The sequence below is a fragment of the Thermomonospora echinospora genome (genome assembly GCF_900108175.1).
Classification (GTDB): domain Bacteria; phylum Actinomycetota; class Actinomycetes; order Streptosporangiales; family Streptosporangiaceae; genus Thermomonospora; species Thermomonospora echinospora.
The window spans coordinates 347126-366591 of the sequence record NZ_FNVO01000004.1; the positions used below are offsets into that span (position 1 = coordinate 347126).

The following is a 19466-nucleotide window of genomic DNA, read 5'->3' on the forward strand; positions in this document are numbered from 1 at the left end:
GGGGGACGCCACGTGATCGTTCTGGCCTCGCTCACGATCCTGCTGCCGTTCGCGGCGGCCTTCGCCGGGATGCTGCTGGGGCCTTGGGCGTCCCGGCGGCTGGGCGCCCGTCCGCTGCCCGCCGCGTCCGCCGGCGCTCCGGGGAGCCCCGGCGGCCCGCGGACTCCCGACGCCCAGCCGCCTCCCGGAACACCCGAGGAGACGCCCGTCGAGGTGAGCGCCGAAGCGCCGACCACGCCCCTGCCGGTGGCCCGGCCGGAGACCGCCCCCGTCCCGGGCGGCGGTCCCCGTTCGGCCGAACTCGGGCGGCAGGTCGCCGGCGACATGGCGCTGCGCGGGCTCCGCCACAACGGCCCCGCCCTGATCGCCTGCCTGCCGATGGCGGTCTCGACCGTGCTGGCGCTGATCGTGGCGGTGGTGGTCTGGCGCGAGCCCGGAGTCCGTACCGGCGTGCTGACGTCCATCCCGACCGGCACGATCGACATCGCGGTCGGCCTGCGGGTGGACGGGCTGGCGGCGCTGGTCGGGCTGATGGTCTGCTGCGTCGCGCTGGCCGTGCAGGTCTACTCGGTCGCCTACATGGCCAAGGACCCGCGCTACTCGTCCTACACGGCGTTCATCTCGCTGTTCACCGCCGCCATGCTGCTGGTGGTGTACGCGGGCGACCTGCTGGTGCTGTACGTCGGCTGGGAGGTCATGGGGGTCTGCTCGTACTTCCTGATCGGCCACCACTGGGAGGAGCGGGCCAACTCGCGGGCGGCCGTCAAAGCGTTCCTGATGACGCGGATCGGCGACGTCGGGTTCCTGATCGGGATCTTCGTCCTGGGGATCGGCGCGGGCACCTTCTCCATCGGCGGGGTGCTGGCGCGGATCCCGGAGATGCCGCAGGCCACGGTCACCGCCGCCGCCCTGTTGCTGCTCGCCGGGGTGGCCGGCAAGAGCGCGCAGTTCCCGCTGCACACCTGGCTGCCGGACGCGATGGCCGGCCCGACGCCCATCAGCGCGCTGATCCACGCGGCGACGATGGTGGCGGCCGGCGTCTATGTGGTGGCCCGCCTCTACCCGGTGTTCCTGTCCTCCTCGGCCGCGCTGACCGTGCTGGGCGCCATGGCCGTGGTCTCCATGCTGGGATCCGCGCTGGCGGCGCTGGCACAGAACGACCTCAAGCGCGTCCTGGCGTACTCCACGATCAGTCAGCTCGCCTACATGGCGGCGGGGCTGGCGGTGGGCGCCCAGAGCGCGGCGATCTTCCATCTGGTGACGCACGGGGCGTTCAAGGCGCTGCTGTTCCTGGCCGCCGGATCGGTGATCTTCGTGGCCGGGTCCAACCTGCTGGGGCACTACGGCGGGCTGCGGCGGGCGATGCCGGTCACGTTCTGGTCGATGACGGCCGGGTACGCGGCGCTGGTCGGCCTTCCTCCGGTCAGCGGCTTCTTCAGCAAGGACTCCATCATCGAGGGCGCCCGGCACGCGGCGGCGCACGGCGGAATGCTCAGCGAGCAGCCGCAGGCCCGCGGCTTCGCCGCCTACGAGCCGGTCGGTCCCGGCGAACCCGCGGCGGCGTTCGCGCATCTCCCCGCTGGCATGGCCTGGCTGATCTACATCGCGCTGCTCGTCACGGTCGGGGTGACCGCCGCGTACGCGATGCGCGCCTGGCTGATGACGTTCTTCGGCGAGCCGCGCACGACGTTCGAGGCGCGCGAGGCGCCGACGCTGATGACCTGGCCGGTGGCGGCGCTGGCGGTGCCCACCGCGCTGCTGGGCTTCTTCGGCCTGGGCGCCGAGGAACTACGTCCGCACCTGGTCTCCGTGGGGCTGTCGCTGCTGTGGGCCGCCGCCGGGGTGGCGGTCGTCTACGTCCTGTGGAACCGGGATCCGGCGCTCGATCCCGCCGACCGTCTCGGACCGCTGCGCAAGGTCCTCGACCGCGCGTTCTATGTGGATGAGGTCTACGCCGCGCTGGTCGTACGTCCCGTACAGGCGCTGGCACACATGGTCGCCGCGGCCGACCGGCGAGGCATCGACGCGGCGGTGGTGAGCACCGCAGGCTGGTCGAGGCTGGCCGGCGGGACGCTGCGCCGGCTGCAGACGGGCAACGCGCAGACCTATCTGACGGCCCTGCTCGCCGGTGTCCTGCTCCTCGTGCTCGGAGTGGTGGTGCTGCTGTGATCCTGCTCGTCACGTTGGCGGTACCGCTGGCCGGAGCGTTGCTGTTGCTCCTGCCGGGCGCGCGGTTCCTGCCCGGGGACGCCGCCGTCCGCCGCTACGGCGTGGCCGTGTCCGGTGTCACGCTGCTGCTGGCGCTGGTGACGGCGGCGGTGTTCGACCACGGCGAGCCGCACCGGATGCAGCAGGGCGTCGACTGGGCCTGGGCGCCCGCGATCGACCTGCGCTTCCATCTGGGCGTCGACGGGGTCTCGCTGCCACTGGTGGTGCTGACCGCGCTGCTGACGTTCCTGTGCTTCGTTCACATGGTGCGGCATCCGCCGAGCGGGGGACCGGCCCGGCTGCTGACCGCGCTGGTGCTGGTCCTCGAAGTCGGCATGCTCGGCACGTTCCTCGCGCTGGACCTGCTGCTGTTCTTCGTGTTCTTCGAGGTCGTGCTGATCCCCATGTACGTGGTGATCGCGCTGTGGGGCGGTGCGGGACGACGGGCCGCGGCCTACAAGTTCATCCTCTACACGCTGCTGGGCTCCGGCGTGCTGCTGGTCGGGCTGCTGCTGGTGGCGGTGAACGCGGGGACCCTCGACATGGTCGCGCTCGCCGAACGGCACGGCGGCGGGCTGTCACGCGGCGTCCAGATCACGGCGTTCGTGCTCATCGGCCTCGGCCTGGCGGTCAAGGTGCCGATGTGGCCGCTGCACACCTGGCTGCCGGACGCGCACACCGAGGCACCGACCGTGGGCTCGGTGCTGCTGGCCGGGGTGCTGCTGAAGATGGGCACCTACGGGTTCGTCCGCATCGCGCTGCCGGTGGCGCCCGAGGGCGCGCAGGTGTGGGCGCCGTGGCTGGGGCTGCTGGCCGTGATCGGGATCGTGTACGGGGCGCTGGCCTGCCTCGCCCAGCGCGACCTCAAGCGGCTGATCGCCTACTCCTCGGTCGGCCACATGGGCTTCGTGCTGCTGGGCATCGCGACGCTGACCCCGGTCGGGGTGAACGCGGCGCTGTTCGGCAACATCGCGCACGGCCTGATCACGGGACTGCTGTTCTTCCTGGCCGGGGCCGTCAAGGAGCGGTACGGCACCGGCGACCTGGCCGCCCTGGGCGGCGGGATGCTCACCAGCGCCCCCCGGCTGGCGGCGTTCCTGACGTTCGCGTCCGTGGCGAGCCTGGGGCTGCCGGGGCTGGCGGGCTTCTGGGGGGAGATGCTGGCGCTGCTGGGCGCCTACCGGCCGGACGGCGGGCTGCCGCGCGAGACGTTCGTGACGTTCATGGCGGTGGGCGCGCTGGGCGCGGTGCTCACCGCCGCCTACTTCCTGCGGCTGCTGGCCAGGGTCACCCACGGCCCGGTGGCCGAGGACCGCCGTGACGCGGTGCTCCCGGCACCCACCTCGTCCGAGTACGCCGCCTGGGTACCGCTGGTGATCCTGACGCTGCTGGTGGGGCTGTGGCCCAAGCTGCTGCTCGACCTGACCACCGCCCCGGTCCGGACCCTGCTGGGAGGCGGCTGATGACCGCACCGTCCGGTTCCGCCACCGCCGGGCTCGGCCGCCGCCGTGGCGTGGGTCCCGCTGGGAGGCGCGGATGATCCAGTCGATCGACTACGCGGCCATCGCGCCACCGCTGATCGTGGCGGTGGCGGCGATCGCGCTGCTGCTGGCCGACGCCTTCGGGGCGTCCCGCCGGGTGCTGGGACTGGTCTCGCTCGGCGCGGTGGGGGCGGCGCTGGTCACCGTGATAGCGCTGGCCCTCGGCGACCGGCGCGCCACGTTCTGCCTGACCGGAGACCTGCGCGGGAACGGGCCGCCGTCCTGCTCCTACGTGACCGACGACTTCACGCTGATCTTCCAGGGCGTGGTGCTGGCGGCGGCGCTGGTGGTCGTACTGCTGTCGCTGGAGGAGATCACTGCGGCGGGCGCCCGGCTGCCGGCGGGGGAGTTCCACTTCCTGCTGCTGGCCGCGATCGCCGGGGCGCTGACCCTGGTGGCCGCCCGCGATCTGGTGCTGCTGGTGGTGGCGCTGGAGACGCTGTCGCTGCCGGTGTTCGCGCTGGTGGCGCTGCGGCGGTACGACGGGGTGGCCTCCGAGGCGGCGCTGAAGCTGTTCCTGGTCTCGGTGATCTCCACGGCGGTGATGCTGTTCGGGATCAGCCTGCTGTACGGGGTGACCGGCGCCATGCACCTGGACCGGGTGGCCCCGGCGCTGGGGCGGGTGCCCGGCGACCTGGAGCCCGTCGCGGCGGTGGGCGTGGTGATGGTGCTGGCGGGCTTCGCCTTCAAGGTCGCGGCCGTGCCGTTCCACTTCTGGGCCCCGGACGTCTACCAGGGGGCGCCGCTGCCGGTGACGGCGTTCCTGTCGGTGGTCTCCAAGGCCGCCGGGTTCGCCGGGCTGACGATCGTGGTGGCCCTCGGGCTGCCCGCCTACGGGCATGTGTGGGGGCCGGTGCTGGGCGTCCTGGCGGCGGTCACCATGACGCTGGGCAACCTGGTGGCGCTGCGGCAGCGCTCGGCGATCCGGCTGCTGGCCTGGTCGTCCATCGCCCAGTCCGGCTACATGCTGGCCCCGCTGGCGGTGGGGGACGAACGGCTGCCCGAGGCGGTGGCGGCCACCGTCGCCTACGTCGCCATCTACAGCGTCATGAACATCGGGGCGTTCGCCGTGGTGATCGGGTTCCGGCGCCGTGCGGGAGCCCCCGCCGCGGGCCCGGCCCCGTCCTGGGACACCCTGGACGACTACCGCGGCCTGGCCCGGCGCAACCCCGCGACCGCCGCCGCCATGGCCTTCTTCCTGATCTGCCTGGCCGGACTGCCGCCGGGGGTGATGGGCCTGTTCGCCAAGATCGTCGTCTTCCGGGCCACCGTGGCGGGCGGGGCGACCTGGCTGGCCGTCGTCATGGCCGTCAACACCGTCATCGCGCTGTACTACTACCTGGCCTGGGCGGCCCGGCTGTTCGCCGCGCCCTCCGGCGCCGCCGAGCCGCCGCGGATGCCCCGCGGGGCCGCGGTCCGCGCGGCCATCGGCGCGGCGGCGGCCGGCGCCGTGGTGCTGTCGGTCGCCCCCCAACTGGTCCTGCAGGCGGCCGCCGCCATCACCTGAGGCACCCGCCGCCTGGGCGTCCGTGCCGTCGGGACGTCCGCGCGGCCGGGATGTCCGTGTTGCCGGGACGTTCGCGTTGCCGGGATACCTGTGCCGTCGGGATGCCCGAGCCGCAGGGTGCCCGCGCTGCTGGGCGTCCGCGCCGCCTGGGCGTCTGCGCCGTCGGGATGCCCGAGTCGCAGGGTGTCCGCGCCGCCGCGGGCCCGGTCACGGGAACGTTTACCGAGGTCAAACCGTTGTCAGGACGTACGCCGTACGGGGGCCGCGGTCACGCGGAATGGCGAGGTAACCGGGAGGCTGACCGAAGTGCAGTTCAACGGTGTCAAAACGGCCGCCCTGCTCGGCGCGCTGTCCGCGCTGATGCTGGCGGTGGGCTGGGCGCTGGGCGGCCGCGCGGGGCTGGCCGTCGCGCTGGTCATCGCCCTGACCACCAACGGCATCGCCTACTTCTTCAGCGACCGCATCGCGCTGCGCTCGATGCGCGCCCATCCGGTGGGCGAGGTGGAGGCCCCGCTGCTCTACCGGCTGGTCCGGGAGCTGTCCACCGCGGCCCGGCAGCCGATGCCCCGGCTGTACGTGTCGGAGACCATGCAGCCCAACGCGTTCGCCACCGGCCGCAACCCGCGCAACGCGGCGGTCTGCTGCACCCGGGGCCTGCTGCGCATGCTCGACGAACGGGAGCTGCGCGCCGTGCTGGGGCACGAGCTGTCGCACGTCTACAACCGCGACATCCTGATCTCCTCGGTGGCCGCCGCCATCGCCACGGTCATCACCTACCTGTCCTACCTGGCGATGTTCCTGCCGATCGGCCGTTCGGAGGACGACGAGGGCCCCGGGCCGTTCGGCGCCCTGCTGATGCTGATCCTGGGGCCGGTCGCCGCCACCGTCGTGCAACTGGCCATCAGCCGGACCCGCGAGTACCAGGCGGACGCCTCCGGGGCCCGGCTCACCGGCGACCCGCTGGCGCTGGCCTCCGCACTGCGCAAGATCGAGGCGGGCACCCGGGCCATGCCGCTGCCCCAGGATCCGGAGCTGGCCTCCACCAGCTCCCTGATGATCGCCAACCCGTTCCGCGGGGTCGGCATCGGCCGGCTGTTCTCCACCCACCCACCCACCGCCGAACGCGTCGCCCGCCTGGAGCGCATGGTCGGCGGTCCCGGGCCTATGGTGCGGTGAGGATGACGGGGCCGTCCGCGGTGACGGCCACGCTGTGCTCGAAGTGGGCGGCGCGGCTGCCGTCCGCGGTGACGATGCTCCAGCCGTCCCGCAACACGAAGCCGCCGTCGTCCCCGCCCTCGTGGAACATCGGCTCGATCGCGATGGTCAACCCTTCGCGCAACCGGAGGCCGCGTCCGGGCCGTCCGGTGTTGGGCACCGAGGGGTCCTCGTGCATCGCCGTGCCGATGCCGTGCCCGCCGCAGCCCTCCAGGATCCCGTACCCGGCCTCCCGGCCCACGGTCTCCACGGCGTGCGAGACGTCGCCGAGCCGCGCGCCGGGCTGTGCCGCCTCGATCGCCCGCTTCAGGGCCCTCTCGGTGACCTTCAGCAACCGTGCCGCCGCCGCGTCGGGCGGTCCGATCGAGATGGTGACGGCCGCGTCACCGTGGTAGCCGCCGACCTCGGCGCCGCAGTCGATCGACAGCAGGTCTCCCTGCCGGAGCTTCCGCCCGTCCGGGATGCCGTGCACGACCACCTCGTTGACCGACAGGCACGTCACCGCCGGATAGGGCGTCGGCGCGGACCGCGGCAGGTAGTGCAGGAACGACGGCTGCGCGCCGTGCTCCTTGATGCACCGGGCCGCGATCGCGTCCAGCTCCGCCAGGGTCATACCGGGCTCGGCCGCCGCCGCGACCCGTTCCAGCGTGACGGCCACCACCCGGCCCGCCTCACGCATGACCGACAACTCTCGGGGACTCTTGTAGCTCACCATGGCCGGTATTCTAATACCAGTATTCTTATCCCTAGTAGAGTCATCGCCATGGTGCGTACGCCGCTGACGGAAGAACAGCGCGACCGGGGCAAGGCGCTCGGGCAGGTGCTCCGTGCCGCCCGCGGGCCGCGCAGCGCCGCCGCCGTGGCCCACGAGGCCGGCATCTCCCTCGACACCTTGCGCAAGATCGAACGCGGCGCCATCGCGGCACCCGCCTTCTTCACCGTCGCCGCCCTCGCCCGGGTCCTCGACCTCGACCTGGGCGTACTGGCGCGCACCCTGATGCCGGACGAACAGCCCGGCAGACAGACCCCCCTGGCCGGCTGACCCCGCCCCCGCCCGGCTCAGCCTGCTCGGCCCCGGTCCGGTCGAGAACATCGCGATCGGCATGAACCTTGCCGACCGATCCGGCGTCACAACAGACATGGGTGCGCCGGACGGCCTTTGGCGGGGTATGGCTCCGGCGCACCCCTCCCACTCCCGGGGCCGCGAACGGCGCGGGCGGTACCCGGGTCGTCACGCGGCCGGTGCGTCACCCCCCGGCGACCCGGCCGCGTGATCTCCCACTCCCACCGCTGGTCCACGAACTGAAAGCGTTCTGAAGCCACCGGCACCGGTCCGGTGATCTTCCTTCTGACCAGGCAAGACGTCGTCCCGCAAAGTCCTGCAACGACCCCCGGCACGATCGCCCACATCAACGGTGAGGGCCCCGCCGGTCACCGGCCGGCGGGGCCCTCGTACGTCCGGGAAAGACAGGCACCCCGTCCCTTGGTGAGGTGACGGGGCGCCGGTGTACGCGGGGATCAGCGTAGCGCCGTCGCCGCCTGGAGTTCCCGGACGGCCGGACTCACGCACGTCAGGCTTCGCCGGGGTCGTGTTCGGCGGGCGAGCATAGCTCGTGGTACGCGTCCCGGAGGTCGGCCACTCCCCGGACGCTCCGGGCTTCCACGGCGCCGATGACCTCGGCCGCGCGCCAGTAGTTCGACGGCACCAACCGGCCGCTGGTCACGGCCTGCAAAGCCGTGTGCGCCGCCTCGTCGGGCTGGTCGGCGGCGAGCAGAGCCAGGGCCAGATCGAGCCGTGCGGACGCTGCACGGCGCGGCCGGGCCGGACCGCTGCTTGGGGCCTCCAGGCGGGCCAGCACACCGCGCGCGTACGGCTCGGCCGCAGGGTCCCCCAGCCATGACAACGTGGTGGCGGTGTAGGCGTCGCTCTTGGCCGGGTCGTACCGGTAATGGTGTTCGGGCCGGTCCGGCATCGACAGGGGCGCCACGAGTCGTTCCACGCGTGCCAGGGCGTCGCGGGTCTCCGGACCGGCGCCGAGCCGGGCCCACGCTCGCCCTTCCTGCGCGGTCGCCTGGATGAACGCCGAGCTGCTCCGCGGGGCGATCTCCTGCGCTCCCCGGGACAACGTGATGGCCTTCCGGTAGTCGCCATCGATGAGCGTCTGCCACGCCTGCGTCTCCAACGTCCACGCGAGGATCTCGGGGTGGTCGGCGTGCTCGGCGAGCTGGGCGGCGGTACGCAGGCGCGCGGCGGCGGCCGGGCGCCGACCGAGGTCGATGTCACATGTCGCGGCGAGCAGGGACAGCCATCCGCCGACGATGACCAGGCGCCGCCGCTCGGCCAGCGTCATCCGCGCGTCCATGAGCCGGGAGACGTAGCCGAGGTGGCGGCGGGTGCGTGCCAGCAGTTCGGCCGGTGGTGTGCGCGGATAGGCGGACGCGAGATCGTCGACGGCCATCTCCAGCGCGGTCAGGGTCTCGTCTCCGACGTCGGTTGCGGCGACGCGGCGCGTCAGTTCGAGCGCCTCCAGCTCGTCATCGCACGCCGGCTCCCCGTGCAACGCCTGGGCGGGAACGAACAGTTCGTCCTCGGGGATGCCGAACACCGTGGCGTAGGCGGCGCGGTACATGGCGGAGATTCCCCCGCCTTCCTCCCATTCCTTGATGTGGCTGGCGACAGTGACGTGTGAGGGCTTCTGCCGTTCGTCAATGGTGTCGAGCAGGAGGCGGGCCAGTTCGCGGCGGCCCCACCCGCGACGTTCACGTTCGTCCCGCAGCCGCGCTCCTCTCGCGCGTCCTCCGGGGGTGATCTTGGCCCGTCGCTCGGCTCGGCTCATGGTGCGCGCACCTTCCGGTCACCCGCGCCCTTCAAGGGTGCGGGCGTTCCCTGGAGTTGGCCAGTCCCCCCATCATGCCTTTTGAATCTCGTTGGGTGACAAGGGTTCACTGAATGCAGTCACTGCGACATTCGGGAGGGATTGTGCGCCGACAAGCGCGGGGATCAGCCGTCAGGCCGCTCGGCCTGCGCGGTCGGCACCCCGCCGAGGGTGGGGCCGCACTGCCTCCAGCACTACTCAGCGGGTGATCAGACGCCGGCCGTCAGCGCCCGCAACTCGCGGGCAGCGGGCAGGGCGTGCGCCTGATCGGGCAGGTCCTCCGCAACCTTGGCCGCCAGATGCAGCACGCTGCCACGACGCCGATCGCTCGGGAAGGCCTCGATAACGGTCACGGCATGCTCAAGGCCCGCCTTGACCTCTCGACCCTGAACAAGGGTGATCGCCTGTAGGAGACGGATCTTGGCAACGTCTGTCCGCCACTCGGCAGGGTAGGACGCCAATGCTTTTTCCTGGGCGGCCACGGCGGCAGGCTCGCCGAGCATCGTGGACACGTACCCCTCCGCCAGGTACAGGATCCGCTCTGGCCAGCCCCACAGGCTGCCGGTGTCGGAGACGACCTCTTCGGGCAGTCGCTCGAATGTCGCCCGCATCGCATCGACGGCCTTCTTCGATCGATCGGCGTCCCCCTGCCGTGCTAGTGCGTAGGCACAATTCTTGTGCGCCTCCACGGCACCGAGCGAGGGCCTTCCCCCAGCGATCCGCACCGCGTCTTCAGCCAGCAGCAGAGCTGACCGCGTCGGCCGACCGGAGTGTAGGGCGTTGAACGATTCGCGGGCTCGTACCCATGTGGCGATGTCCAGATCCCCGGAGGCGTCGGCGGCATGCCGGGCGGTCCGCCACCAGCGCCGGGAGGCACCATCGGCGCCAAGGCTGTGCAGGCCGTCCGCCATCAGCGCCAGGAGTCGAGCGCTGACGCGCAGCAGCCTTGCGCGGGCCGCAGGCTGCGACGTCCGGTCCAGCAGGCGCTGAACATCCGCGACATCGGCGGCCAGGTCCGTGACGAGTTTGGCCGAGGGAGTGGACACGTAGGTGTGGCCGTACTCCCACGCGACGTGCTCCCACTCACCGATGTCGGCACCTGCGTTGAGCGTGGCCTCCAAGCCGCTGCGGAGTGGTTCTAGTGAGGAAGCAGGTAGAGCAGCCCCGGCTCCGAGCGAGGCCAGCAGTTGCAGCAGCGCGCGACGCTCCACGTCGTCATCCCCATCATCCGGGATCACTGTCGCTTCCAACGTACGTCGCTGCGTCTCTACGGTGAACAGTTCGCCCTCGGGGAGGTCGAACACCTTGGCGTAGGCGGTGCGGTACATGGCGGAGATTCCCCCGCCTTCCTCCCACTCCTTGATGTATCCGGCGACGATGACGTGCGAGGGTTTTTGCCGGTCATCGATGGTGTCGAGCAGGAGGCGGGCCAGCTCGCGGCGGCCCCATCCGCGACGGTCGCGTTCGGTCCGCAGGCGCGCTCCTCTGGCGCGTCCTTCGGGGGTGATTTTGGCTCGTCTCTCGGCTCGGCTCATGGTGCGCGCACCTTCCGGTCACCCCGCACCCCTGGGGGAGCGGACGTCCCCCCAGGGGGTCGGCCAGTCCCCCTATCATGCCTCTTTAGTTGCAGCATGTGACGTGAATTCACTGAATGCAGTCACTGTGGCATTCGGGAGGGATCCTGTACCGGCAAGCGTGGGGATCGGTGAGCCCATTCCAGCCTGGCTCGTGAGCCCTGCATGGTCGGAGCCGGGACGCCTGGCCTGGCCGTGGAAGCGGCCGGAGCCGAAGGCCACGGTGTCAGCCAGGCACGTCCGGCGGCCCGTTGACCGGCCAGGACGGCAAGTCGGAAAGAGCTCAGCCGTCAGGCTGCTTGGCTCGCGCGGTCGGCATCCCGCCACAGGTGGGGCCGCACTGCCTCCGGCGCTACTTCGCGACCCTGCTGATCCACCAGGGCGCGAACGTCAGGACCGTGCAACTCGTCCTCGGGCACTCCGACCCGACGTTCACCCTGAACGAGTACGTCGGGGAACGGCCGGACTCGGGGGAGCGGCCCCGCACGATCGTCGACAAGGCCCTCGGCGCGGTGCCCCGCGGCGGCAGGGTGCCCCATTCGTGCCCTCCCCGGGCCGCCGGCCGGGCGAAGTGCCAGGCAAGCGGCCCGCAGGAAGATCATCTATCGGTAGTTCACGAACTGCAGCGCCACGTCCAGGTCCTTGCCCTTCAGCAGCGTGATCACCTGCTGCAGGTCGTCCTTCTTCTTCGAGCTGACCCGCAGCTCCTCACCCTGGATCTGGGCCCGTACGCCCTTCGGCCCCTCATCCCGGATGATCTTGCTGATCTTCTTGGCGTTCTCCTGGGAGATGCCCTCCTTGAGCGAGACGCCCAGCTTGTAGACCTTCCCCGACAGCCTCGGCTCGCCGGCCTCCAGCACCTTCAGCGACACGCCCCGCTTGACCAGCTTGTCCTTCAGCACGTCCAGGATGGCGTTGGCCCGCTCCTCGGTGTTGGCCTGGATCTCGATGGAGTCTCCCGACCACTTGATCCCCGCGTCGACGTTCCGGAAGTCGAACCGGTTGGCCACCTCCTTGGCGGCCTGGTTGACCGCGTTGTCGACCTCCTGCCGGTCCAGCTTCGAGACGATGTCGAACGACGAGTCCGCCACGGCACAAACCCCTCTCACTGCTTACAGCCTGTGAGGCCAGTCCAGCCCACGTAGCGACCCACCCTAGCCAGCCGCCCCCCGCCGCCGAGCCGCACAGCCCTCGATGTCACGAACACCCCGCAGGTCCGCTAAGCTTTCCCCGTCGCCAGAAGACGGCGCCACGGCGGGTTGCCCGAGTGGCCAATGGGAGCGGACTGTAAATCCGTCGGCTTAGCCTACCCAGGTTCGAATCCTGGACCCGCCACACCACATCGAACGGCCCCTGACCAGGGATGATCTGGTCGGGGGCCGTTCTCGTTTGTGACCGTGAGTCCCCGCGAGACACCGCCGTTTCCCGCGCCTCCGGGCACGCGTGGGGCACGCCCGGGGCACGCCCAGATCCGGGAAAGACCTGTTCAAGTCGCTCGTGCGGCGCCTCGGCGTGACTGCGCCCATGCTGCGGCGGCCCGTGCGGTTCTCGCGCTCGCTCACCAGCGATCCGGAGTGCTCATCCGCGCGAACGGCGCGATGATGTGACAGGCAGGTTCGCGCGGATGAGTGCTCCGGCTCGCGGGGGGCTGGGGGCTGCGAAGCCCCCGCTTCGGGCACGGTCAGCTGTCCGGCCGGCTAACCGGCAAGCGGGACACGGCTCGTGCTGGTGGCCTGGTGCTGGATCGCAGCTCGGCTTCATGACGCGCGCTCGGAGGGGGCGGCCGTGACCGGGCTGCGAGCCGGGACCGGACGGAACAGGCCGCATGCCCGGCTCGCAGAGCCGGGCGCGGCCGCCCGGCGCCCGCGCAGCGGGCGCCCTTGAAGACGTAATGAAAGTTCTCATCGGCGCCTTGGTCGCCGTGAGTTGCTCGCGTCCCTCCTGGTTTGTCGGGTCTCTCCAATCGCGCTGATATCCGGCGTCGCCGTGCTCACCATGGGAGCGGGGGAAGCTCCTCGCCTGCTCCCTGATTGCGCAGCGTAGTTTCCTGCCGGTCGCACCAGGTGGCTGTCACTTTTTCTCCTTGATCGCATCTAGCCCGGCCTTATGTTCCTGCTGCGCATCCAGTGCGGAGGACGGAATGACCGAGGCGAAAAGACACCTTGAAGAGCTGGGCACGGCGCTCACCGAGGCGGGATTCAAGGTCCGCGTGGTGGTCGGTGATCCCCCTGTGCTTCACGTGGCGGGAGTGGGAACGGCCGAACTGGCGGAGCAGATCGGCTGTCGCGTGAACCCGCTAGACGGCCAGTTGTGGTTTCAGTGGGTCGCTCTGGAGGTTTTCCTCGGTCGCGCCTCCGATGTGCCGGATGTGGTGGAGCGGATCAAATATATCGTCCATTCGCAGACATCCGGAGGGAGTGACTGATGGCACGGGCGGTGGACCCGGACGGCTCGGCCATGCAGCAGGATGGCGGCAACCTGATCAGCCGTCATTTGAACGCGGCCTTTGGTTCACGGCGGTTGCATCTGGCGGCGTTGGATGCGGCGATCGTGGCCGATCCGCATGGGCTGGCGTGTGGCGTGGTGAGCGGCGAAGGCTCCACGCCGGTGCTCAAGATCATCAGGGAAGACCGTCCGGGCCTATCGGTCGACGTCGGATGTGACCGGGTGGCGGGCCGGTGGTGGTTCCTGGTGGAGCCGGGTGGGGAGGGCGTGACCCCAGTGGACGAGGTCGAGCGCGCCCCTGAGGTGCTGGCCAGGATTCTCGGCCGGGATGGGGCGAGTGATGCCAACCGGTAGGGCCGGTTCGGAGATGGACCGCAGAATGGCCAAGGCATTGGCCGATCCTTTGGTGCGCGTCGGCTCCATCCATCACATCAAGCCCGGATCGCTGTATGAGGCGGAGGTGCCGGGCGGTATACAGCTCGCGGTCTTCACCTTCTCCTGGATGGAGCCTGGCCCTGACCCGGTGAACGGACCGCCCAACGTGGTCGCGATGAACCTGCATGTCCCGGCGACGCTCCTGCATATCGCTCACCGTGAGCTGGCGCAGCTCAACCCCTGCCCACAGAGAGCACGGCGTCGATGATTCGCCGGCCTCTCTGCGCCGTCCTCGGAACGGCGCTCATAGCGGCGGCACCGAACCCGCCGGGCCTGCCGTCGCGCTCGGGCACGCAGAGCGGCAGAAGGCTCCTCCGGGGGTGCGGCGGGCAACCCCGCCGTGTCAGCCCCGCACCTCCGGAGGTTCCAACTCGGGGGAAGCCGACGACGGATGAAGGGAGGCGGCCTATGTAGCCACTCAAGCAGATCCATCGAGCCGCGAAGAAGAAGGGTCAACCGAGAAGCAGGAGGCAAACCCATGACGATGGTCGAGATGGAGCAGGTCGAGCAGGTCAAGGACCCCCGGACCCTGGTCACCCCGGAGATGTTCGAGCAGATGGTGGACGACGTCGTCGTCTTCGACAAGGTCACCCGGCCCTACGCGGAGGCGGGCGTGGAGCAGTTCCTCGTCTTCCTCAAGGCGTGGGGCGACACGATGCGCGAGGTCGGCGGCGACCCGCGCGCCTGGGTGAAGTTCGCCCCGTCCCCGGCGGTGGACAAGATCTGGCACCGGTCCATGATGCGCACCCGCAACTTCGAAGCGGTATGCGAGATGGTGGCGGGCCGGTACATGCACCACCTCCCGATCATGGACGAGGACATCCGGTCGGGTGCCGCGTCCGAGCGCGGCCTGACGGCGATGCGCGCCACCGGGTACCGGGTCGATCTGGAATGGTGGATGGACGGCGAGTCCTGCTGCCCGGAGAACTGCGCCCAACCGCCGCTGATCGACTGACAGGGATGATCCATGCGTAGCGACTGGTCCGACCTTCCTCGGGAGATCAGAGGTGGGATCGCGGCCCACACTGGGCGGATCGACCGCATCGAGCCGGCGCCGACCGGCAACCATGCGGACCTTGCCTCCACGCTGTACACGGCGGACGGTCCCGTGTTCGTCAAGGCCGCCCGCAAGCAGGGGGACCAGGACGGGCCCGAGGTCCGGTCGCTGCGCTGGGAAGCCGCGATCAACCCTCACGTCAACGAGTTCGCCCCCCGGCTCCTGTGGCAGGCAGAGGCCGGGGGGTGGCTCGCCCTTGGCTTCGAACACGTGCGGGGGCGGCATGCCGACTTCACCCCCGGCTCCGCTGACCTGGAGTTGCTAGCAAAGGTCATCCAGACGTTCCAAGGCATGCAGGCTCCCGAGGTCCTCGCGGGTAAGCGAGTCGAACGGCGCTGGGAGTCGGTGGCCGACGACGTATCTCCTCTGGCGGGGCACACCCTCCTGCATTCTGATCTCAATCCCGCGAACCTCCTGATAGCCGACGATGGTCGGGTGCGGGTTGTGGACTGGGCGTTCGCCGCGCGTGGCGCTGCCTTCGTCGAGCTGGCCTTGGTGGTGCCATGGCTCCTCAAGGCGGGTCACAGCCCGGCTCAGGCTGAGGCATGGGTGTCCCGCTTTTCCTCGTGGGCTGATGCAGACAGCGCGCACATCGACCTGTTCGCCCGCGTCTTCGCCGACAAATGGCGGATCAACCTGGCCTTTCATGGGAATGCTGCGTGGGCTGTCGAACACGCTGCCGCCGCTCGTCGGTGGGCCGATTACCGGACCAGGTGACAGCCCCCGGCGTCCCATTGACCCACCGTCCCCTTAGGTGCTCAACGGGTGCTTTGCGTGGTTTCCCTGCCGCATGCTTGAGTGGGCAGGGACAGCCGTCGTGCTGGTGCCTGCAAGATTCCAGCTGAGGTTCTCGCAGGTAAGGGCGCCGGTTCGGCTGGCACTGTCACTTTTACTGACAGCGATCGTCATCGCGGCACGTAAGTTGCCAGTGTGGCGAAAGGAGTGCCCCGCGTGGGTGATCAGATGACCATGGGCAAGCGCGTGGCGCGTGCGCGCAAGCGCAAGGGCTGGGATCAGGCGACGCTCGCGCAGGCCATGGACCGCTCGGTCAGTTGGGTAACCAAGATCGAGAATGGGCGGTTGCCGCTTGACCGGGCGAGTGTGGTCGCCAAGCTCGCCCAAGTCCTAGAGGTAGAGGTTGCGGAACTGACCGGACAGCCCTACCGGCATGAGACGGCTGAACTCGACTCCGGTCATGCGACGATTCCGGAACTGCGGCTGGCGCTGCAGCAGGCGACCATGCCCGGCGGTGCCGCGATGATCGGGGAGCGTGACCCGGCTCCGCTGGCCGAACTGGCGGGACAGGTCACGGTGGCGGAGAAGTTGCGCCAGGACGCGCGTTTCTCGGCGCTGGGTGACATCCTCCCCAAGATCATCAATGATCTGACCTTGCACACGGCGGGCCTGACCGGCGCCGATCGCGACCGTGCTGAGGCGCTGATGCTGCGTGCCTGCCACATGGCTCGGGTCACCTCCAACCTCCTCGGTCATCATGACCTCGGCTGGACCGCCGTCCAGCGGGAACTGGTGGCGGCCGAAAGGGTGGGATCGCCCGAACTGGTCGCGGCGTCCGCGTGGGACCTGTGCGGGGTGTGGCTGCATGAGACTGCGCTCGACGGCGCCAAGTCGGCGGCGCTGGCGGCCCTCGACGACATCGACGAACACATGGGGGCAGGTGACCCGAACCTGCGGGCGCTCTGGGGCGCGCTGCATCTCCGGGCCGCGGTGGCCTACTCACGCTTGTTGGACCGGCAGGAAGCGGAGAGCCACCTGAGTGAGGCTCAGCGGGTGGCGGAGGAACTCCCGGCGGACGGCAACGTGTTCCAGACCCAGTTCAACCGCGTGAACACCCGCATTCACGCCGTTGAGATCAGCCTCGAACTAGGCCGTCCCCGCGAGGTGACCTCGCGGGCGGAACAGGTGGAGGTCTCCGAGATCGCTTCGGGGGAGCGGCAGGCGCACTACTGGACGTGCCGCGCGGCCGGGATGGCGATGAACCGCAAGGAAGACAAGGCGGTCGAAGCGCTCCTCACCGCTGATCGGATCGCGCCCCAGCATGTTCGGAACCGGCCGCTGGTGCGCAACCTCGTCCGCGACCTCCGGAGCAGTGGCCGGCACTCCAAGGGACCGCAGATCCGCGCCCTGGCGGCGCGCATGCGACTGGACTGAGGGACTCCAGCCAACCCACGGGGCGAGGCGTGGGCGGAGCCACCTCGCGGCGATCCATCGGCACCTACTCGAACGCGCAGATGTCGGCACGGATAGCAGCAAGAGGGGTAACGGCCACCACCAAGACGGGGCTTACCGACTTCGAACGGCAGAGGCTTCTGAAAGAGCTGGCGGACATCTCGGCGGAGGTGGCTGCGACTCAACGTCGCATGGCCAAGCTCTCTACCAAGCTCAGAGATCCTTCGTCCGCTCCTCAAGTTCGTCCAGCCTGAGGTTCTGCTGCCGGAGATGCTCCCTGATCTCCTGGAGCTGATTCCAGATGAGCGTGAACTCCTGGGAAGGCTCGTGGGGAGCGTCTCCGGCTTCCTCGTCTCCTGGGCGCGCGATCACGACACTCGGCGATCCCTGCCTGCTCATGATGAGGCCCTCCTCGCGGAGAACTGTGAGGGCTCGCTCGATCGTGGCTCCGGCCACGCCGAACCGCTCCCTGAGCGTGGCTATGGACGGGAACGGCTCCCCCACCTGGTGGCGACCTGCCGCGATATCCGCCCTCAGCTCGTCGGCGATGCGCACATAGACCTTGCGGCGGTCTGTGGGTTCTCGTTTCCCCATGTCAGCAGCATAGCGGCCCATCTCAGGTTCGTGGGTTTCTAGGAAAGTTCTGGCCAAGTGGTTTGCTTTCCTGCTTTCCTAGGTAACCTAGGAACGTACGAACCTGTCCAGCCTGGAGGCTGCCATGCGCAACATGCCCATAGACACCACGAACCTGGCCTTCGTGTGCGTCTCCCCGCCGCGCCCAAAGCTCGTCAATCAGGAAACCGGCGAGATCAAGATGGACAAGAACGGGGACGCCGTTTATCAGGTCGGCTTGTCCTGCTCCAACGCGGAGGGGAGGGTCGACCTGCTCACGGTCCAGGTGACCGGCGATCCGGGGGTCACCCTCGGACAGGTTGTGACGCCGGTCGGCCTGGTCGGCTTCTTCTGGGAGCAGACGATCAACGGCGAGCGGCGGTCGGGCGTCTCCTTCCGCGCTGAGCGCGTCGTCCCGGTCGGCGCCGAGAACGCGGCGGCTGCCTGACATGGAGGTGCCCACTGCCTACCTGGTGCTCGGGGCCCTGGCCGCTGCGGCGGCCGGGCTCTGGGCCTGGCATCGATCCCACCCGCTGTCGTTCTGGTATGGCGTCGCCTTCCCGGTCCGGGTCGTCCGGGTCTATCTCACCTGGCGCTCCGTCGCGTCGGGCTGCAAGCTCACCCGGACTAAGCGTGCTTGGCGGGTGACCCTGGACGCGATCCCGGTCGTAGGGCCGGCGGCCCGGTCGGCTGCGACGGTGGTCGAGCAGAAGCGGCGCGTCCGGCGGGTCGAGGTCGACCATGCCCCGCGTCTGGGCCTGATGAAGCCCACGCCCTACGGTTGGCGGCTGCGGGTCAAGCTCCTGGACGGCCAAGTGCCAGACGACTATGCCAAGGTCTCTGACCGGCTGGCGCATTCCTGGCGGGTGCATGGCGTCCGCGTCCTGGAGGACGCGCCCGGCCGCATCACCCTCCTGGCCACTCGCCGTGACCCGCTCGCCCTCGTCACCGTGACCGGCGGCGCTGGGGAGCTGCTCGTGGTCCGTCCGGGCGTGCTGGAGAACGGCGAGCCCTGGGTGATGGACTTCCGGACGGTGCCGCACTGGCTGATCGTCGGCGCGACGCAGTCGGGCAAGTCCAACCTTGCCAACGCCGTGATCCGGGCACTGGCTCCTCAGCGGGTCGCCATCATCGGCTTCGACCTCAAGGGCGGGGTGGAGTTCACGCCCTATGCTCCTCGGCTCTCCGCGCTGGCCACCACTCGTAAGGAATCGGTGGACCTGCTGGAGAAGCTCGTCGCCGAAGTCGAAGACAGGATGGCCACGTGCCGCGCGCACGGTGCGCGCAACATCTGGAGACTTCCGGAGTCGGCTCGCCCGATGCCGATCGTCGTCCTGGTGGACGAGGTCGCAGAGCTGTTCCTGATGGCGGACAAGTCCGAGAAGGAACTGATCGCCAAGACCGGCACGGCACTGCTGCGTATCGCCCAGCTTGGCCGGGCGTTCGGCGTGTTCCTGCTGGTGTGCGGTCAGCGCGTCGGCTCTGACCTGGGCCCCGGCGTCACCGCCTTGCGTGCCCAGCTCACCGGCCGTGTCTGCCACCGGGTCAACGACCCGGAAACCGCGAACATGGCGCTGGGCGATCTCGACCCGGCGGCCTTGGAAGTCGCCCGGTCCATCCCTGCGGACACTCCCGGCGTCGCAGTGGTGGCAGGACAGGGCGGCACCTGGCATCGCGCCCGTGCCGTGCTCGTCACGGAAGAAGAAGCCGAACACGCCGCGCGTCAGTTCGCGGACCTCGCTCCCTCCTGGGATGACCTCGTCGGCCGTCACCCGTTCCTCGACGCCGCGTAACCCTCCGTCTCCTCCG

At 70.0% G+C, this 19466-nt stretch carries 18 protein-coding genes, 1 tRNA gene and 1 pseudogene; 15 read left to right on the forward strand and 5 right to left on the reverse strand.

What is annotated here, in order from left to right; genetic code table 11:
* Positions 1 to 12 precede the first annotated feature (12 nt).
* The 4 genes from C4U03_RS11840 to htpX all read left to right on the forward strand — a co-directional run bounded on the left by C4U03_RS11840 (position 13) and on the right by htpX (position 6432).
* The gene (locus tag C4U03_RS11840; RefSeq protein ID WP_103937767.1) at positions 13 to 2169 is read left to right on the forward strand and encodes an NADH-quinone oxidoreductase subunit 5 family protein; all 2157 of its coding nucleotides are present in this window, start codon (positions 13 to 15) and stop codon (positions 2167 to 2169) included.
* Positions 2166 to 3671 (forward strand): complex I subunit 4 family protein, encoded by a 1506-nt coding sequence (locus tag C4U03_RS11845; protein ID WP_103937768.1) that lies wholly within the window; start codon positions 2166 to 2168, stop codon positions 3669 to 3671. Before C4U03_RS11840 ends, C4U03_RS11845 begins: the two co-directional genes overlap by 4 nt.
* 73 nt (positions 3672 to 3744) lie before the next feature.
* Entirely contained in the window at positions 3745 to 5256 is a 1512-nt protein-coding gene (locus tag C4U03_RS11850) for an NADH-quinone oxidoreductase subunit N (protein ID WP_103937769.1), read from the forward strand.
* A gap of 306 nt (positions 5257 to 5562) precedes the next feature.
* Positions 5563 to 6432, forward strand: coding sequence for a zinc metalloprotease HtpX (gene htpX / locus C4U03_RS11855; protein ID WP_103937770.1), 870 nt, complete (start codon positions 5563 to 5565; stop codon positions 6430 to 6432).
* Here the strand turns inward: htpX and map are convergent.
* Positions 6419 to 7186, reverse strand: a complete 768-nt coding sequence (gene map / locus C4U03_RS11860; protein WP_103937771.1) for a type I methionyl aminopeptidase — start codon at positions 7184 to 7186, stop codon at positions 6419 to 6421. The two genes, htpX and map, sit on opposite strands and share 14 nt — an antisense overlap.
* Before the next feature lie 48 nt (positions 7187 to 7234).
* Between map and C4U03_RS11865 the strand changes: the two genes are divergently transcribed.
* Positions 7235 to 7513, forward strand: coding sequence for a helix-turn-helix domain-containing protein (locus tag C4U03_RS11865; protein WP_103937772.1), 279 nt, complete (start codon positions 7235 to 7237; stop codon positions 7511 to 7513).
* Between the two features lie 529 nt (positions 7514 to 8042).
* Here the strand turns inward: C4U03_RS11865 and C4U03_RS11870 are convergent.
* Both C4U03_RS11870 and C4U03_RS11875 read right to left on the reverse strand, forming a co-directional pair.
* Positions 8043 to 9308: a transcriptional regulator gene (locus C4U03_RS11870; RefSeq protein WP_103937773.1), complete on the reverse strand. Its 1266-nt coding sequence runs from the start codon at positions 9306 to 9308 to the stop codon at positions 8043 to 8045.
* Between the two features lie 248 nt (positions 9309 to 9556).
* Positions 9557 to 10882 (reverse strand): XRE family transcriptional regulator, encoded by a 1326-nt coding sequence (locus C4U03_RS11875; protein WP_146087344.1) that lies wholly within the window; start codon positions 10880 to 10882, stop codon positions 9557 to 9559.
* Between the two features lie 338 nt (positions 10883 to 11220).
* Here C4U03_RS11875 and C4U03_RS42465 point away from each other — a divergent pair.
* Positions 11221 to 11361 (forward strand): annotated as a pseudogene (locus tag C4U03_RS42465) (tyrosine-type recombinase/integrase); the annotation flags it as partial.
* Positions 11362 to 11523: 162 nt separating this feature from the next.
* On the opposite strand, the gene C4U03_RS11885 reads toward C4U03_RS42465, so the two are convergent.
* Entirely contained in the window at positions 11524 to 12012 is a 489-nt protein-coding gene (locus C4U03_RS11885; RefSeq protein WP_103937775.1) for a YajQ family cyclic di-GMP-binding protein, read from the reverse strand.
* Between the two features lie 162 nt (positions 12013 to 12174).
* Between C4U03_RS11885 and C4U03_RS11890 the strand changes: the two genes are divergently transcribed.
* The 7 genes from C4U03_RS11890 to C4U03_RS11915 all read left to right on the forward strand — a co-directional run bounded on the left by C4U03_RS11890 (position 12175) and on the right by C4U03_RS11915 (position 17027).
* A tRNA-Tyr gene (locus C4U03_RS11890) sits at positions 12175 to 12256 on the forward strand.
* Between the two features lie 805 nt (positions 12257 to 13061).
* A complete protein-coding gene (locus C4U03_RS11895; RefSeq protein WP_103937776.1) occupies positions 13062 to 13346 on the forward strand; it encodes a hypothetical protein in 285 nt (94 codons plus the stop codon).
* Entirely contained in the window at positions 13346 to 13720 is a 375-nt protein-coding gene (locus tag C4U03_RS11900) for a hypothetical protein (RefSeq protein ID WP_103937777.1), read from the forward strand. Before C4U03_RS11895 ends, C4U03_RS11900 begins: the two co-directional genes overlap by 1 nt.
* Before the next feature lie 25 nt (positions 13721 to 13745).
* On the forward strand, positions 13746 to 14009 hold the full coding sequence (locus tag C4U03_RS39890; protein ID WP_146087345.1) for a hypothetical protein: 264 nt from the start codon (positions 13746 to 13748) through the stop codon (positions 14007 to 14009).
* Between the two features lie 270 nt (positions 14010 to 14279).
* The gene (locus C4U03_RS11905; protein ID WP_103937778.1) at positions 14280 to 14756 is read left to right on the forward strand and encodes a glycine-rich domain-containing protein; all 477 of its coding nucleotides are present in this window, start codon (positions 14280 to 14282) and stop codon (positions 14754 to 14756) included.
* A gap of 12 nt (positions 14757 to 14768) precedes the next feature.
* A complete protein-coding gene (locus C4U03_RS11910) occupies positions 14769 to 15575 on the forward strand; it encodes a phosphotransferase (RefSeq protein WP_103937779.1) in 807 nt (268 codons plus the stop codon).
* A 234-nt stretch (positions 15576 to 15809) separates the two neighbouring features.
* A complete protein-coding gene (locus C4U03_RS11915) occupies positions 15810 to 17027 on the forward strand; it encodes a helix-turn-helix domain-containing protein (RefSeq protein WP_103937780.1) in 1218 nt (405 codons plus the stop codon).
* A gap of 231 nt (positions 17028 to 17258) precedes the next feature.
* On the opposite strand, the gene C4U03_RS11920 is transcribed toward C4U03_RS11915, so the two are convergent.
* Positions 17259 to 17639, reverse strand: a complete 381-nt coding sequence (locus C4U03_RS11920; protein ID WP_160146970.1) for a GntR family transcriptional regulator — start codon at positions 17637 to 17639, stop codon at positions 17259 to 17261.
* Positions 17640 to 17763: 124 nt separating this feature from the next.
* Here C4U03_RS11920 and C4U03_RS11925 point away from each other — a divergent pair, with 124 nt between their 5' ends.
* Positions 17764 to 18105: an SCO3933 family regulatory protein gene (locus C4U03_RS11925; RefSeq protein ID WP_103937782.1), complete on the forward strand. Its 342-nt coding sequence runs from the start codon at positions 17764 to 17766 to the stop codon at positions 18103 to 18105.
* 1 nt (position 18106) lies between these two features.
* Positions 18107 to 19450, forward strand: a complete 1344-nt coding sequence (locus C4U03_RS11930) for an FtsK/SpoIIIE domain-containing protein (protein ID WP_103937783.1) — start codon at positions 18107 to 18109, stop codon at positions 19448 to 19450.
* The last annotated feature ends 16 nt before the right edge of the window (positions 19451 to 19466 follow it).